Raw genomic sequence first — 17,305 nt, forward strand, 5'->3', positions numbered from 1 at the left:
TTTAGGTACAATTACCTGTAAAGTGTAAAATGTCCAACATACTGTCTCTTTAAAATCGGACTGTTAGGGTTAACAACATACCAGTAATCTCCTGTTGGTAATTCTGTTCCGTTATATCTTCCATCCCAGTATTCACCAACGTTATAAGTGGCTACTTTACGTCCATATCTATCAAAAATATCGAAGGTAAGATTCGGGAAATCTTCAACACAACCTGGTGCCCAAGTATCTGTTGTGCCATCTCCATTAGGTGTAAAATAATTTGGAATACAAGGTCCTAAAATGGTAATGTTAATACTGGCAACAGCCTCACAACCAGCACTATCTTCAACTCTAATGGTGTAAACGCCTTCCGTAGTAACAATAAATGTATTGGTATCACCATAGTCTTGACCGTTAAAATAGAAGGTATAATTACCAGTTCCTCCAATAGCTTCAGCAATTATCTCACCTGGTTCATCACCTTCAGTAAGAATTAGGGAAATCGGCTCATAATCTTCAATATCGAATAATGCTGTTGTTACAATACAACCATTGGTATGACGAACATCAATGTAATGATCAACTCCAGAAACCACATTTGTAAAGACATTACTTATCTGGAAAGGTCCTCCATCGAGAGAATAGTCTAATTGTGAAAGATCAGTTTCATCTTCATTAATAGTTACAGTAACGATATTAGTCAGCGTATTATTTTCACATAAATATTCAATTTCAACTTCAGGATTTATAACCACGGAATTCGGGAATGAAATATTCCATTCAGTTTCACAGCCTTCTGCATCACGTACATAAACAATATGATCTCCACCAGCTAATCCGTTGAAATCGAAGTTGGTTTGATTCATTGCTCCAGTAGTATAAGGACCATCGTAGGTATCAAGACTCACACTATATGGTAAAGTTCCGCCAGAAATATCGATGCTAAATTCTCCATTTAATTCGCCATCACAGGTTTCTTCAAACATTGAATTTGGAACAATACTCAAAATAACTTGTTCTGGATTTGTAATCGTAAAATTGAAAGTGACGTAACAACCTAGTAGATCCTGAACAATCACATCATAAGTTCCAGCAGCTAGATTTTCAAAAACGTTTGTTTCAAAAAACTGATTTAACTGTGGTGAAATAGCATATTGAATGGCTCCTGTTCCTCCAGTAGCATTAATTATTAAAACACCATCATCATTACCGCTACACGTGATATTATTAACTGTAAATTCAACTTCAAGAGGCGCAGTTGGTTGTGTAATAGTAATTGGTGCAGAAGCCGTTTCACAATCACCACTTACCACATTTACGATATACGTTCCTGCTACTAATTCTGTGAAAATTCCAGGACTGTTTTGCGTTGCAGGTATTGTGTTTCCTGCAGAATCTTCTAAGAAATAAACATAATTTCCTAATCCGCCTTCAGCAGTTGCTATAATAGTTCCATTATTATCACCATTACAGTTTATTGATGGATTTGTAGATTCTAAATTGATGATTAATGAAGGAAGTGGATCAATAGTAATCTCGTTAGACACATTAGCTATACAACCGTTCACATCTCTAATGTAATATTGATACGTTCCAGAAGGCACCGAAAATGTTGTGGATGAAGTAAAAGTCCCTAAAACAGTAGTGAATGTACTATCTGCACTATACGTATAAGGTCCGGTTCCTCCTGAAGCACTTAAGGTTAAGGTCGATTCAGTTAAACATGTTTGTGTTGTTGCAGCTACTAAATTTGCCTCAATAGGTGTAGGCTCAGCAATCACAATTTCTACTGAAGTTAATGAACATTCTAAACTATCAGTTATCGTTACAGAATATGTTCCAGCTCCTAAATCAGTAAATACGTTTGAGGTCTGTGGTCCTGAAGAACTAACTGTAGGTAAAATAGTATTTAAGGTATATAAATACTCAGTTCCTTGTCCGCCAGAAACATTAGTAACTGTTATTGAAGCATTTTGATCACCAAAACAAGGTAAAAGTGTAGTACTCGGAACAAATGTTGCATCAATAGGAGTAGGTGCAACTAAAACAACATCTACTGAAGCGATACAACCTTCAGCATCTCTAACATTCACAGTATAGTTACCAGCCGACAAATCCGTAAATGTTCCATTAGAGGAATATCCAACTGAAGCATCTCCAGTTAATTCATATTCATAAGTTCCCCAACCTCCACTTGCAACTGCCGAAATTGTACCTTCGCTGTTATCACAAGTTACGTTAGAAGTTTCAGAAGCTATTAAAGTTAAAGCTTCGTTTGGTGATGAGATGATAACACTTGATGTTACAGAACAAAACGGATTATCAGTTTCTGTAATGACAACAGAATAGCTTCCTGCAGACATTCCTGTAACAGTTAAAGGATTTGTTGATGTGTTAGCATTTACAACTCCAGTTACAGAACTACCTAAGCTATCAAATACTTCATAGGTGTAAGTACCAGAATAGCCATTAACATTCATTTCAAACGATCCAGAGTTATCACCAAAGCATGTCACTGATGTTGAACTTATTGAAACTGTAGGAGGTATAGCTTCCGGTAACGAGATAGTCACTTCGTTTGTACAAGACGTTACAGTATCTGTAATTGTTATCGTATATATTCCAGATGGTACTCCAGTAAAGATGTTACCAGTTAAGTTGATAGAAGCTGGATTCGGATTAATACTGTAAGTATATGAACCAGAACCATTACTTCCAATAACTGTTATTTCACCATCATCATCACTACAGGTTGTTTGTGCAGTAATGTCTGCTGAAATTTCTATTGGAGCAGCAACGTCAACTGAAACTAAATTTCCACAACCATTAACATCTTGAATTTCGATGGTATGTGTTCCAGAAAATAAGTTAGAAATTGTAAAAGGAGCTGTTTGTGTTTGGAAAGCTCCACCATTGATGCTAAAACTATATGGTCCAACACCTGCAGTATCTAATGCAACTTCTATTTCAAAGTTCCCTTCGGTTGTTGTACATAAATTATCAACGGTAGCTGAAATTACAGGCGTAGGATCCATTGATAAAACCACAACAGGACTACTTTGAATACACCCATAAGCATCAATGACATGTACATAATAGTTTCCAGAATCTAAATTAAAAACACTTGCAGAAGCCCAGTTTGCATCAGTTGCTAAAGGAGCTCCAGGAGTAGTTGTAACCTGATATAAATAAGGCGCTATACCATTTTGTGCTACAGCACTAATGACACCTGAGTTTGCATTACAATTGGCATTTTGATCTATAGAAACTGTCATGTCTAAAAGAAATGCAGATTCCGTAATATTAAACGGACTCGTTACGACACCACAACCTGAGTTTGGACCTGATGTTTCAGAAATAGAAACAAAATAGTTTCCAAATGGTAACGGACCTAAATCTGAAACTACAAGTGATCCACCAGCAGGAACAACTCCTGAGCCAGTAATACCTGTTGAATTTAGGGTTAATGAATCAAATATTTCGTAATCTACATTAACAGGAGTTCCGTAAACACTATTTATAGTAAAGGTAACATTACCATCAGCACTACCTGTACAAGTAATATTATTTGAACTTACAGCACTTAGTGTTAATGTTGAATTTGTTGGAATTGGCGTAGTTGCAGGCTCATAATAGGTGCAATTTGTTGATGCATCATACACTATAAACGTGTAAGTAATTCCTGGAGTTAAACCAGTAAAAGTAGCTGTTTCACTATTTGGTGCATCTTCAGGAATCCATGTGCCACCTGGAGGTGGAGGAGGTATAAATCCTTGATAGATATCAAAATAGAAAGGTCCAGCACTACTTAATGAAGAGCCTATACTTACAACCGCTTCACCACCAGTAAGACAATCTACTGATGACGTAATTATAATATCTAAATCTGTTGGAGGAGAGGCAACCAGTACATCCTGAACCAATACAGAACAACCATTAGCATCTACCACATTGATTTCATATAAACCAAAATCAACGACATCAAAACTTACAGAAGTTGATCCTGCATTATTTAATTCAGAATTTGAATACCCATTTGTTCCTGTAACAAAATAATTATAAGGTGCAGTTCCGCCAGTTACAGAATTTATAATCACAGAACCTTGAGAAACACCACCTGTAGTACACGTAATATCTACAGTTGTGTAATCTAAAACTATTGGGTCAGGCTCATCTATAGTGATAATTTCGGTTGCTGTACACGATTTAGCATCAGTTACAGTAACCGTATATGTTCCTGCTGGTAAACCCGAAGTTTGTGTTCCGTAGTTTGTCGCAGTAGTATCATTATTAATATTAATTACAAAAGGAGGTGTACCTACAGAAGTGTCAATTGTAATTTCAAGTGCTCCAGTTGCATCACCATGACATTGTATGTTTTGTGTTTGAACGATTAGACTTAAGTCTGGAAATGAAATTGGATTTACCGTAATCACTGAAGACTCAGCAGTACAACCATTGGCATCAGTAATTTCAAATTGATAGGTGCCAGCTGTTGCTGTTGTATAATTAAATGTTGCTCCAGTTGCTCCTAATGAACTGTAAGCACTACCATTAATTGATACTGCATACGTATAAGGCGAAGGTCCAGTAATCGTTCCGTTTATAACAGCATCAGGAGACGCCGTACAATTTAAATCTTCTGTTAGAATAACATTGACAGTAGGCGTTGGTATAGGGTCTATGGTATACGATTCACTGTAAACACAATCATTTTCATCTCTTACCTGAAACGTGTAAGTGCCTGGTTCTAATCCAGAAAACACATTTGAAGTTTGATACGCTGTAGCACTTGCTGCTGGAGCAATGATTTGATACTCTACAGCTCCAGTTCCTCCTGTTACACCAGTAATAGTGACAGTACTAGTGTTTGTCGGACAAGTAATAGGTGTGTTATCAAATGCTAAATCTGTTGGTGGATTTAAAGCATCAATTGTAATGTCATTTGTTACAGATGTACAAATATTTGCATCTTGAATGGTTATGGTATATGTTCCAGCGGTTAGGTTAGTAAAAATGTTACTAGTTTGAAAGTTCACACCATCAATACTATACATATATGGAGCATCTCCACCAGTAACACCAGTCACTGTTATTGTACCTGTTCCATTACAAGTAAAATCTGATGTAAGTTCAGCTGTTCCAGAAATAGCATCGCCAGCAAGAATAGTTACTGTTTCAGGAATACTAGTACAAATAGTTGAACTTGTTGAATACTGAACGACCACATCATAATCTCCTGCTGTAAGTCCGTTAAATGTATTGTAATTGAAGAAAGTCAGACCTCCATCAATGCTATACTCTAAATTAAATCCGTTTGTAGCAGTTACATTTATGGTAATTGCTCCAGAATTTCCTGCATCAGCACAGGTAATATCTGTTGTTGTAATATTGAATACAGGTTCTGGAATAGCGTCAACTGTAATTGTTGTGCTTGCGCTACAGTTATTCGAATCTACAACAGTAATATCATAAATTCCAGCTGTAGTTACTACGATTTCAGGAACGGTTTGAAAATCTGTTGACCCATTAATAAAATAGAAATAAGGAGGCGTTCCACCTTCAGGATACACCGTTATTTCACCATCAGAACATGTTAACGGAACTGTAATAGCAGCCGTAACTGTTAGTAAAGGAGGTTCGATAATAGTGATGTCTTCAGAGAATGTACAGCCATTTTCAGTTTCAACGGTTGCTGTGTATGTTCCTGGATTTAAGTTTTCAAAAATATAGGTATTTTCTACAATTGGTCCAACACTATTAACTAATGTTGCTCCTTGATATAGCGCATATGAATATTGAGGATCAACATCATTTGCAGCTAATTGAATGCTTCCCAAATCGCCATGACAAAGTGGTTGTAGAATTGTTGTCGAAACTGTAAAATCTCGATCTCTAATCAGAACATCTAAAACAGTAAATACACATGGATTAGTAGGTACACCTATTTGTCTTACGTAAACAGTGTAATTTCCAGCTGTAGTTACCGTGAATACATTGCTGGTCTGGAAATTCACATTGTCTAAACTATATTCATAACCCGATGGAACATCATAAACCGTTATTGAACCTGGAGTAGTACAAATAATATCTGTGGCAATAACTGATGGCTCCAGTAAATTTTGATAAACGTTGAAATAAAACTGAACAAAACAACCACCTTCATAATTGATGGTTAATCTGAATTGACCTGCAGTATCGACTAAAAAGTCTGGTCCATTTCCAACTTCATTCCATGTACAAGAATTGTCTTCATTAGCACAATCTGAATTTGAAACCGCAGCACAACTGCTTTCATCTAATTGTTCCCAAATAATTGAAGTTGCACTAGCAATATTGGTTTCAATAAACCGCGTATCATTGGCACCACACAAAAAGATGTTAGGTAACAGCTTTCCATCGTTCGGACAAGTTACAACCTCATCTGCATAAGGGATTACCGGATTTTCAACCGTAGAACCAAATAATTCAACTACATATTCCTGTTCAATTGACTGACATGGCGCAATTGCAGTATTGAATGAATAATATGTTCCAGTACTCGTTACAGTAATGGTTTGTGTCGTTCCTATAACAGGTGTTCCACTCGCACTCGTTGACCATGAATATGAATCATAACCATCAGCAGCTGTTAAATCTACGCTATCACCACATAAAACAATCTCTTCGGTAAAAACACAGTCAAGTTCAGCTAAGAAATTGGTAGCTTGAGGCGATAATAAACACCCAGTATTACTGCTTAAACTTGGATCGTCTGTAATTTGAAAAGTCGGATTAAAGAAACCATTATAAGAAGCAAATGCTTGATTGCTAATAATATTTGAACAAGCATCAGCTAGTTGATTACATCCATCAACCACTTGCGCTTCGATACGGATTTCGTAAACAGGATCATTTTCCTCTACAAGATAATTTTCTACATCAAAAATAAGTTCTCGTGTTACTGGATTATAACTGCTCACCGTTACACCAGGAGGAAGTATTAAATCATCTGGATAACTGAAGATAATATTCACAGGAAGAATGTCTCTAATCTGGAAGTTAGTCGCATTATCATTTCCTGTATTCTGAAAACCTATAACATAGTTTAATGATGCACCCAATTCAACAGTTTCACCTCCAATATTATTACCTGCATCGTCTTCAACAATTTTTGTAAGGACGATATTTGGCTCTATAATATCAACAGCAAAAGCGAAGAAGTAAGGAAAATACGTATCTCCACTGGTTTCTAATCGGATGGTTCCTGAAGTTGCATCATTTGCGATCACAGAATTTCCAGGATTAGGAATCGCCATGACTCCTGTATCAAACCCTAACGTATTTGTGCTATTCGGAACTCTGTTATTAACTGGCATAGCGCTTAACTGCGTTACCGAACTATTAAAAAAGTTTGAAGCTGGTCGGTCTGCAGTTGATAAACTAATACCATTAAGTCGTAATCTGTCACCTAAAATCGGACTGTCACCTTCTAAAGTTGCAAAAGCAAAATTAGCACGTACTGGAGCAGGAGCAGGAACGGTTCTAAAACCATTCACAGGAATGTCTAAATTCGGATTTCCACCTGCAACACTAATGGCACTAAACCCATCAAAACTTGTAATCGATTTTCCAGGTAATGTCGGATCCTCATAAACAACAAAAAGTGACCATCCAGCAGATTGCCCTGTTCCGTTATAAGGTGTGAAATTTGCAGTTTCTCCCTCACCAGAAGACACATTTGCTACAGTATAAGTACCTAAATCTGTACCAGAACCGAAACTAGTTACAATGTCAGTAACATCTGCGAAACATGCATAAGAAAAGCTATCTCCACCATCGACGGTTGTTCCATTTGCATCATAGATTATAGTTCCTGAGATGTCATTATAACCACCAATTGGTCCTTTAAACTTTACATCAGTTATAGGTTCATTTCCTGGATTAACAGCGCCCCAATATAGTCCAGCATAAATAATTCGGTAGCAATTTGGATTTGGAATATCTAAATCTGCACTAGAAGAACTAAACGTAGATGCATCACCATCAATATCAATATAGGTCATATTTACATTATGATTATATACTGAATTGTCATTAAATGCATTATTGTCTGGTCCGAGAATATTATTACCAATAAGGATAATATCTCCTTTTAAATCCTGATTAAATCTAGGTGTGAACGGTTCATAGTTCTGCGAATGTGATTGAAGGCCAAAACATAATAGCATAACGATTATGGCGATTCTAGAAAATGTAGGTCTTTTCATGATACTTAATTTTTTTAATTCCATTTTTAACTTGGGCATTATTAAAAATAAAATTGGGCCTTAGTAATTTATTTAATTTTCTATTTTAACGAGGGACATGCTTTTATTATATGGTCTGTTTCCTTTAGATTTCATAGCGTTATTAGCTTCTTCAATACTACCAAATTTGTCATAATAGATATAGTATTTACTGCTGCTAACATCGTAGAAGAAATCTACATTTGTTCTGCCAGAGGCTACAACTTTTCTAACAAAATCATCTCTCTTTTCCTTATCTGTATGAACAGCAATAACTAAATAATAGCCATCTTCAACATTATTAACATTCTTAAGAATCTGGATGTTACTGGTTTGTTCTTCTCCAAAATCGAAATCGTCTTCTGTTAATACTGTATTAGTTAAAGCTGTTGTCTGTTTAATATTTTTTAGAGCAGCTCTATCTTGAGAATAACGTTCTTCTTCATTATCAAAAGCAGCACGTTTGATTCGTCGTCTTCTTTCAAATTCGGTTTTAACCTTAATGTCTTGAAGTTTTACTTCTAATTGTGATTTAGTCGCTACAGCTTCAGCCTGCTCTGTTTTTAACCGTTTTAATGTTTTTCTGTAGTGTAAATACACTTCGTCATTGTAAAGCGTATCCGCTTCAAAATTATCGTTATATAACTCTTGTAACTCCTCAATCTTTTTATTTCTCTCAGTAATGATATTATCTAAATTAGATTTAATAGCATTTAAAGCATTGTTCTCAGCAGTGATACTTTTAAAAGGTTTTGGTTGTACAGCAATACCTTGTTCGCTTAAATCATTTTCTTCTTTTAAATCTTTAAGATCTTGATTCTTAATACCAACAATATCATCGAATTGCTGTAATAAATCATTTTGCGATTTTTTAGCTTCCTCGGTTTGTTTCGTTAATTCTAGCAATGATTTTCCAAGCTCATCCTTAGGATTATTAATGATTTCGTTTTTAGCATTTTCTTCTGCTTGTTGTTCTGCTAATAATTTGGCTTGCGCTTCAGCTTCTTGTTGTGCTTGTTGTTCTTCTAATAATTTGGCTTGTGCTTCAGCTTTTTGCTCTGCTAACAATTTGGCTTGTGCATCAGCTTCTTGTTGCGCTTGTTGCTCTGCTAATAATTTGGCTTGTGCTTCAGCTTCCTGTTGTGCTTTTTGTTCAGCTAACAATTTGGCTTGTGCATCAGCTTCGTGTTGCGCTTTTTGCTCTGCTAATAATTTGGCTTGCGCTTCAGCTTCCTGTTGTGCTTTTCGTTCAGCTAATAGTTTTGTTTGCGCTTCAGCTTCCTGTTGTGCTTTTTGTTCAGCTAACAATTTGGCTTGCGCTTCGGCTTCCTGTTGTGCTTTTTGTTCAGCTAATAATTTGGCTTGCGCTTCGGCTTCCTGTTGCGCTTTTTGTTCTGCTAATAATTTGGCTTGTGCATCAGCTTTCTGTTGTGCTTTTTGTTCTGCTAATAAAATGGCTTGTGCTTCAGCTTCTTTTTGTGCTTCTTCTTCAGCTTTTTTCTCAGCAGCCAATTTTCTATTAGCTTCAGCTTTAGCTTTTGCAATTTTTGAAATGACTGGTTTTCTTTTGTTTCCTGAAATCAAACCAGAAACGTCATCACCACTACTATAATCGTAGCGATCTCTGTTTTTAAATCTATACGCAAGCGTAATATCGTGAGAAGGACCAAAGGTTGTTAAATCACCAATGGCTTTTTCGTAGTTGTATTCAACAGCAATTTGTGGCGTTATATTTAATCCTAAACCGCCTGACATTCCAAATACCGAATTATAACCAACTTGAGCCCAAATTCCTTTTGGTATTGTAAGCATTGCTTGTGCAGAAATAATAGTTTCATCTGTTTTAAATTCAGAACGTAATAAACCTGAAAATTTAGCTTCATCAAAAAAACCTCTGCTATTCATATAGCCAGTGTACATTAAATGTGCCTGAATGCCTTGTTCCGGATTGTCTTTCAGCATTTGAGATGATTCAAAATTGTAAACCACTAAATTGTTAATTGAAAGTCCGATATCTATAAATGCCAGTCCGTAATTAATTCCTGGATTAATAGTAAGTAAAAAGTTATCTGGAATATTTTGCAATGCAGGATCATCAATGTTAGAAACCACACTTCCGGAGTTAAGTCCGCTTTTATAGGCACCAATATTAAGTCCGAAAGTGAGATTACTATCCCTATTCATTCTTACGTTATAGGCAAAGTTTGTAGTTGCACCAAAAGTTGTTAAAACACCATAATTTTGTTGAAACAGTCCAAGTCCGGCACCAATATTTTCGCCAAAACGTCCTGAATAACTTGCCATATAGGTAAGAGGAGCGTCATCGAACTGAACCCATTCTCTCTTATTAAAAAAACTAATGTATTTGTGTTGCTCACGTACAAAACTAAAGGTTGGATTGATTACGAATCTATTAAAGGTTAAAGAGTTTCTTACAGGCAGGCTAAGCGCAACCACGCCATCATCTTCTTGAGAGTGGAACATCTGTATAGAACAGAAACATAATATTAAAACCAATAGATGCGTTTTCATATTATCTTACGACGGTTATTGAGCCTTTTTTAGTGTCATTATCTGATGTAGTAATCACATAATAAAACACTTGATTTATATTAGTTAAATTTAAATTGGTATCTGGCCAGTTATTGAGATAGTTATCGGTTTGCAAAACAACTTCGCCACGATTGGTCATGATCAAAACATTGGTATCAGTTCCGTTGACATATTTCGTTGGAATGATCCATGTGTCATTGAATCCGTCACCATTCGGACTCACAATATTTGGAATATTTTCCACATCTGGGAAGGGATCTAAAGCTTCATTAATCTCAAATGTGAATTCCTTAGAAGCAATACAACCAGAAGTTTCAGTAACAATAACTTTATATAGACCAGCTTCGGTAGCATCATAATTATCTGTGGCTGCATCAGCGATTAAAACATCATTTAAATACCATTCAAATACCGGATTGTTAGCATCAGTAGTAATAAAAATGTAAAGACTTTCATCGTTTTCAATCGTATTTTCTTCGGAAACATTAATCGAAGCATCAAACAATTCGCTCACTAATTCAATAGCTCCAGTAGCAGAACAACTTCCTAAATCAACCTGAACGGCATAGGTTCCAGATTCATTGGTTTCATACATTTGATTTGTAGCCTCTGGAATAACAACACCATTTTTGAACCACTGGTAACTGTTTCCAGATAAAGTGGTTAAGGTTGTAACACCAGAACCAGGACAATATGGGTTTCCTAAACTGGAAACAATTTCAGCATTTGCTTCACCTGAAGACACTGCAGAAACGGTTACACGATTTGAAAAAGAATTAGAAGTACAAGTTCCGTAATTGGTTTCAACAAAATAAGTGCCTTCTTCACTTACCGTTAAAGAAGATCCTTCAGCAACAAAAACAGAAGTTGTAGGACCAGTAACTTTAAACCAGTTAAATGTAAGTGATGGATAATTTAAAGGAGAATCATTTGTTTCAGAACCTGGATTATCGATCGTTAAAAGATAGTTTCCACCAGAACAGTAAGCTGCAGTTGCAACTAAATTATTGATGGTGAAAGGCGAATCTTGAATTTTATAGTAAGCCGCAAACGACGATGAATTTGAACTCGTTGCAGCAGGAGCAGAACTTTTAATTCTTATTTTATAGTTTTCACCAGCTGTTGTTTCTGGTAATGAAAAATTTAGTGTAGCAGGAGAGGAGGTTACACTTCCTGGACTAGAGGTGAAAATTACAGTTGGACTAGAAAAATCGCCATCAGCATTAGACATTTCAATTGTAAACTGATTTGAAGCGCTTAATGCACTTGCAGGAGAAAACACAAAAGTTGTGCTATACGTATTAAATGACTCACTGGCACATGCCTGACTAAACCCCAGATTTGGAGTTCCAATAACTAGTTGTGCATTTAATTGTTCCTGAGTAAATAGGACAAAAAAGCATAATCCAAAATATAATTTGTATGCAATTTTAGTAGTGTACATTTGGGGCTGTAATTTTCTATTCTATAAGCAATTTATTTTTTTAATCGTTGTCGTCAATGTCATCATTGGCAGCAAAGATTCTATTTATTCTTAATCTGAAATCGGGTTTACTTGAATTTTTTAAATCGATAAATGTTTCAGCATCTGGACCTTTAGAATAGACATTGTTAAATGCTCTGTTTCCATACCAGTTTTCTAAATCCTCATTATTAGGATTGTATTTAATGAAGATGTTGCCTTTACAGTTGTTGAAATACGTTCTTGTAAATCCGATTCTGTCTAAGTTTTGACTATTGATTGTAATCTTATTATCAAAAATCACAGCAGGATTAAAACCAGATATGACACTGTTATCAATTGTAAAAGACACATGTTCTCCAATGAAAATAGCTTCATTGACTAATCCTATTTTAATATCGTTATCAAGATTGTCGCTAATATTGACTAAGGTTAAGTTTTGTGCTTCAATATTAGTTTGACTTTTAGCGAAATCGGCATCTTCTTTTTTATCATAAGAAATGGCATTAATACATCTCGAAACTTCTGCACCAGAAGCATAAGGAGATCTCACTGCTAAAGAATTAGATATGTTAACTTGAGCACCATAATTAAACTCGTAATCATTAATACTTGACTTATAAGACACTAATTTTTCAAGGTTAACTTCACCACCAATAACGTTAAAGGAATTACCTTCACAGTAACTTACCATAACATTTTCTATAATAGTTTGTTGACCAACACCAGCCAGTGTTAATCCGTTGAAGTATCCATAATCTTTAGTTCGCTTTCCGGCAAACTCAATTCTAACATATTTTAAAATTCCTGAATAGCTATCTGAGTTAGTTCCACCATAGCTTATATCTTTAGCAGATGAAGAATTTAATCCAAAGTTTAACACATTTTCTTTACTAATTGTATTTGTTGGCGCATCACCAAGAATGAATAATCCGCCCCAATCTCCTGGTTTTTTTAAACTTCTTCCAGAGGTAAATATTATTGGATCGGTATGCGTTCCATTAGCAACAATTTTAGATCCGTTACTTATAGTTAAAGAACCTTTGGTTTTAAAATCACCTATGATGATTGTGCCAGGTTCGATAGTAAGTGTCGTGCTGTCTGTTACAAAGACATCTCCTAATAACATGTAAACATCTCCTTTGTACAATTTGGTGTCTCTGGTAATGTTTCCACTTAAGATTTGAGTAGGCTTACCGTAATCAACTTTATTAGGTTTAAATTCAGTCCAAGGATTTAGCCAATTATCATAGCCAGTTATTCCCTTTTCTTGCTGGGCAAAAACGTTGCCATACACTAGTAAGAACAAAAGTGCAAATTGAGTAATTTTTTTCATAGTGGTTAAATTCATTTAGTTTAGATAAGTGGGCTCTTAAATATAAGTATCAAACATAGGCTTTATACTTATGAAATGCAAATAATATCGATGAAATACACTTTTTTGATACTTGAATAGTATTTTTCTTACAAAATATAAGAATTTTAATGTTAAAGTGTAGTGATAAGCTAATGCTCAGATAATCAATTGTTTTAAAATTGAAACTATGGTGCATTAAAAAAGCCTCAACATTTTGGGTTGAGGCTTTTCAAAAACGGAAATTAATATGGCTAATACTAATCAGCTTTATAATCGTTATAGGTGTGTAAGGATTTTAGTGTTTCTTCGTAAAAAAGAATAGCAGCAATTAAATCTCTTGTGTCTGAATATGGTAATATAGTTTTCTGAAATTCAATTGTACTATCAAAATAACTTACAGAAGCTTCAACATTGTTTTCAAGTGCTTTTTTGTTTTCCTTAGTATCAGGAATCCCTAAATCGGACATCGTGATACCAGGTTTTGTGGCAAAAGCAATATTTGGTAAAATATTTACGATAACTTTAATACGTTCGGTATATAAAGTGAGTAATTCGCCTTTTGACATTCTGTCTAATTCATCATGACTATGGTATTTAGAAATGTTCACTTTACCACTTATGATGTTCATTGAAGCATCTTTTTTCTTAGTTGAGGCTTTTTTATCCTGAGCGAAACTGATGCTAGCAATCAGAAAAAAAGATAGGATTAATAAAGTAGATTTTGTTCTCATTTTTCGAGTTTTTAGTTAATCTGGGTGAAACAAATCTATACATTTTATTAAAAAAAACAACAATATTTCAGATTTTTTTGCAAATTATTTTTCCATATGAAATGCATATTTCTTGGTTAAACTGCATTTTTACTAGATAAAATGCAAATATTTACGATGAAATACTATTGTGATTTAAGTGGTTTATATTCTCTTGAAATGTTCAATTTTGAATATTTTAACTTCAGTTTTTTCTACTTTAATGAAATTTTCTTCTTAATAATCAATATAAATTTTAGTCATTTATAAAACCATAATTCTATCGTTTTAAATTGAAAAATGCACGTATTTAATCGATAGATTTTGCAGATTGATTCATTTCGTCGTACTAATGTTACGCTAATTCGATTTTATTGAGTTATTGAATGAAAATCATAGAAATTTGATGTATCCCAAAATACTTATTGACAATGAAATACCTATTTACTTCGATTTGCCTTACTTTTTTTATTAGTAGTACCACGTTCGTGAATGCTCAAGCATCTATTGATAATTCTAAAGATTTTATAGAACGTAGCCCAGTATATGATTACACTGAAGCGCAATTAAATAACACAGATACGATTCCTGGATTTGAATCTAAATTGAATAAACTCAAGATTACAGGAACTATCTATGAAAGTGATGGTGTTACTCCAGCAAAAGATGTAATATTATATATTGATCAGGCCGATGAGAATGGCGATTTTGATTTGCGTTATACTAATGAGAAGCGTTATGTATATAACAGAGGCTGGATAAAAACTGATGCTGATGGAACGTATACATTTTACACGTACATACCTGGAAACGATAGACGCTACAATCAAATGCAACAACTATTTCCTATTGTAAAAGAGCCTTCTAAAGACGCCTATGAGATTGCTTCATTTCTTTTTAATGACGACCCGTTTCTAACGAAAACATGTCGCAAAAGATTAACTAAAAAAGGAGATCCTAGTCGAATACTGACTCCTAAAATTGTAGATGGATTACATGTGGTTGAAAAGGATATTATTCTCAAAACAGCAGAAAATTCTACAAAATAGGAGGTAAGTGATTAATTTTCAATCACTAATTTTTGACCTGGTTTTATAACTGAAGTCTTACTTATGGCATTAGTTTTGCACAAAGCAGCGATTGATACATTATTTGTTCTGGAAATTCTAGACAATGTATCACCACGTTTTACGATATAAATTCTTTTTTGTTTTTTCAGACTCGTAAAGGCATCTTCTTCAGTAAGTATAGGAGATATTTTACTTTGGCGTAAGGAGTTGTGTACATAAGGTCGCGTCCACTGTTGAGTAACCCAAATTTCATTAGACCTGATCGCATTGGATTCATCAAACTCAAATAAATATTCAGGATTTATAGCGATACCTTTATAATTTATAACCAAATGTAAATGACTACCTCTGGCATTTCCTGATACACCACCTTTACCTAAATATTGTCCTTTGAATACAGAGTCGTTTTCTTTTACACCATATTCCGATAAATGTGCATAGACAGTTTCTAAGCCATTATAGTGTCTAACGACTACAGTTTTACCATGACCTTTTGAGTAACGTGACATTCTTACAATGCCATCAAACATTGCATACAAACTGTCACCAGTTATTAAATCGATATCAATACCTTTATGAGCTCTTCCTCGTCGCCAGCCATATCGAGACGTAACGACTTTATTTTTAGATATAGGAGATGCATAAGTTGAATCATTAAACTCAAGTTGTAGAGGAAATATGACCACTTCATCTTTATAAGGATTATAAACGGTATGATCCCAATATTCAGCTTTTATATCCTTGTGTATTATTGTATCCTGTTTGACAACTAGATCGGTAGAGTCAATTTTTTTAATAACTTCGAAATCTAACTTATCAACAACTTTTAAATCTAATTTTTTTTGACTGTAAACACTTAAAGATAATAGAGTTATAAGGCAGGTGGAAAGTAACTTCATAAATAATAATAAAAATGCTAATTTTTTCGATTGCCGAATATAAAAAATTAAATATTTAAAAAATGTTAAAATTTTTTATAAATCACATGAAGACTTCATCACATATTGTTTTAATTACATAAAATTAACTGAAACACGTTGGTTTTCTTAAGGGTGTCTTTTATGTTGTTAGTGTAATCACCTAATTAATTTCCATTTGAGTTAAAGATTTGATGCTTAAAATCAATCACATTTAACGATAAGTAGCATATTACCTGTGAAAGTAATAGTTAAACAATAACACAAACATGGAAAACATATTAGTAGCAGGTGCCACAGGCACAACAGGAAAAAAAGTAATACAATTATTAAAATCCTCACAATATTTTGAGCCTATTGCAATGATTCGTAATGAAAATCAAAAGGCACAATTTGAAGCACAACACATCAAGACGGTATTTGGTGATCTTGAAAAGGAGGTTTCACATACTTTACAGAATATAGATAAAGTTGTTTTTGCCGCTGGATCTGGAGGAAAGAAGGTAGTAGAAGTTGACCAAGAAGGCGCCAAAAAAATGATTAGGGCATCTGAAGATTCTAATATCAAGAAATTTGTAATGTTAAGTTCTATGGGAGCAGATAATCCCGAAGAAAGCAATGACCTTTTTGAATATTTAAAGGCTAAACATAATGCTGATGAATATTTAAAGTCGTCAAATTTAAAATACACCATAGTTAGACCTGGTAGTTTGACTAACGAAAAAGGGACTGGTAAAATTAAATTGTCAAAATCACTTAATGAGTTTGGAGAGATTTCTCGTGACGATGTAGCGCAAACTTTAGTTAGATCACTTCATGATGACGCACCAAATCTAACAACATTTGAAATTTTGAAAGGGGATACACTTATAGGTAAAGCTTTAGAAAACGCCTAAGAATTAAAACTTAAATAAGCAATAAAAAAAAACACCCAAATTATTACATTTG

At 34.5% G+C, this 17,305-nt stretch carries 8 protein-coding genes; 2 read left to right on the plus strand and 6 right to left on the minus strand.

Features of this window, described 5'->3' with window-relative positions; all coding sequences use genetic code 11:
• Window positions 1-11: 11 nt before the first annotated feature.
• The 5 genes from TD18_RS04115 to TD18_RS04135 all read right to left on the minus strand — a co-directional run bounded on the left by TD18_RS04115 (window position 12) and on the right by TD18_RS04135 (window position 14,352).
• The gene (locus TD18_RS04115) at window positions 12-8,231 is read right to left on the minus strand and encodes a T9SS type B sorting domain-containing protein (RefSeq protein WP_040249725.1); all 8,220 of its coding nucleotides are present in this window, start codon (window positions 8,229-8,231) and stop codon (window positions 12-14) included.
• Between the two features lie 72 nt (window positions 8,232-8,303).
• Complete coding sequence (locus tag TD18_RS04120; RefSeq protein ID WP_040248912.1) at window positions 8,304-10,781, minus strand: PorP/SprF family type IX secretion system membrane protein; 2,478 nt, start codon at window positions 10,779-10,781, stop codon at window positions 8,304-8,306.
• A gap of 1 nt (window position 10,782) precedes the next feature.
• Window positions 10,783-12,246, minus strand: coding sequence for a T9SS type B sorting domain-containing protein (locus TD18_RS04125; protein WP_040248915.1), 1,464 nt, complete (start codon window positions 12,244-12,246; stop codon window positions 10,783-10,785).
• A 40-nt stretch (window positions 12,247-12,286) separates the two neighbouring features.
• Window positions 12,287-13,600, minus strand: coding sequence for a hypothetical protein (locus tag TD18_RS04130; protein WP_040249728.1), 1,314 nt, complete (start codon window positions 13,598-13,600; stop codon window positions 12,287-12,289).
• A 278-nt stretch (window positions 13,601-13,878) separates the two neighbouring features.
• Window positions 13,879-14,352: a hypothetical protein gene (locus TD18_RS04135; protein ID WP_040248918.1), complete on the minus strand. Its 474-nt coding sequence runs from the start codon at window positions 14,350-14,352 to the stop codon at window positions 13,879-13,881.
• A gap of 449 nt (window positions 14,353-14,801) precedes the next feature.
• On the opposite strand from TD18_RS04135, the gene TD18_RS04140 reads away from it, so the two are divergent.
• Entirely contained in the window at window positions 14,802-15,419 is a 618-nt protein-coding gene (locus TD18_RS04140; RefSeq protein ID WP_040248920.1) for a peptidase associated/transthyretin-like domain-containing protein, read from the plus strand.
• An 11-nt stretch (window positions 15,420-15,430) separates the two neighbouring features.
• Here TD18_RS04140 and TD18_RS04145 read toward each other — a convergent pair whose 3' ends face one another.
• Window positions 15,431-16,339 (minus strand): M23 family metallopeptidase, encoded by a 909-nt coding sequence (locus TD18_RS04145; protein WP_040248923.1) that lies wholly within the window; start codon window positions 16,337-16,339, stop codon window positions 15,431-15,433.
• Window positions 16,340-16,626: 287 nt separating this feature from the next.
• Here TD18_RS04145 and TD18_RS04150 point away from each other — a divergent pair, with 287 nt between their 5' ends.
• On the plus strand, window positions 16,627-17,253 hold the full coding sequence (locus TD18_RS04150) for an SDR family oxidoreductase (protein ID WP_040248924.1): 627 nt from the start codon (window positions 16,627-16,629) through the stop codon (window positions 17,251-17,253).
• The last annotated feature ends 52 nt before the right edge of the window (window positions 17,254-17,305 follow it).

This window comes from Psychroserpens mesophilus (genome assembly GCF_000826645.1).
Taxonomy (GTDB): Bacteria; Bacteroidota; Bacteroidia; order Flavobacteriales; family Flavobacteriaceae; genus Psychroserpens; species Psychroserpens mesophilus.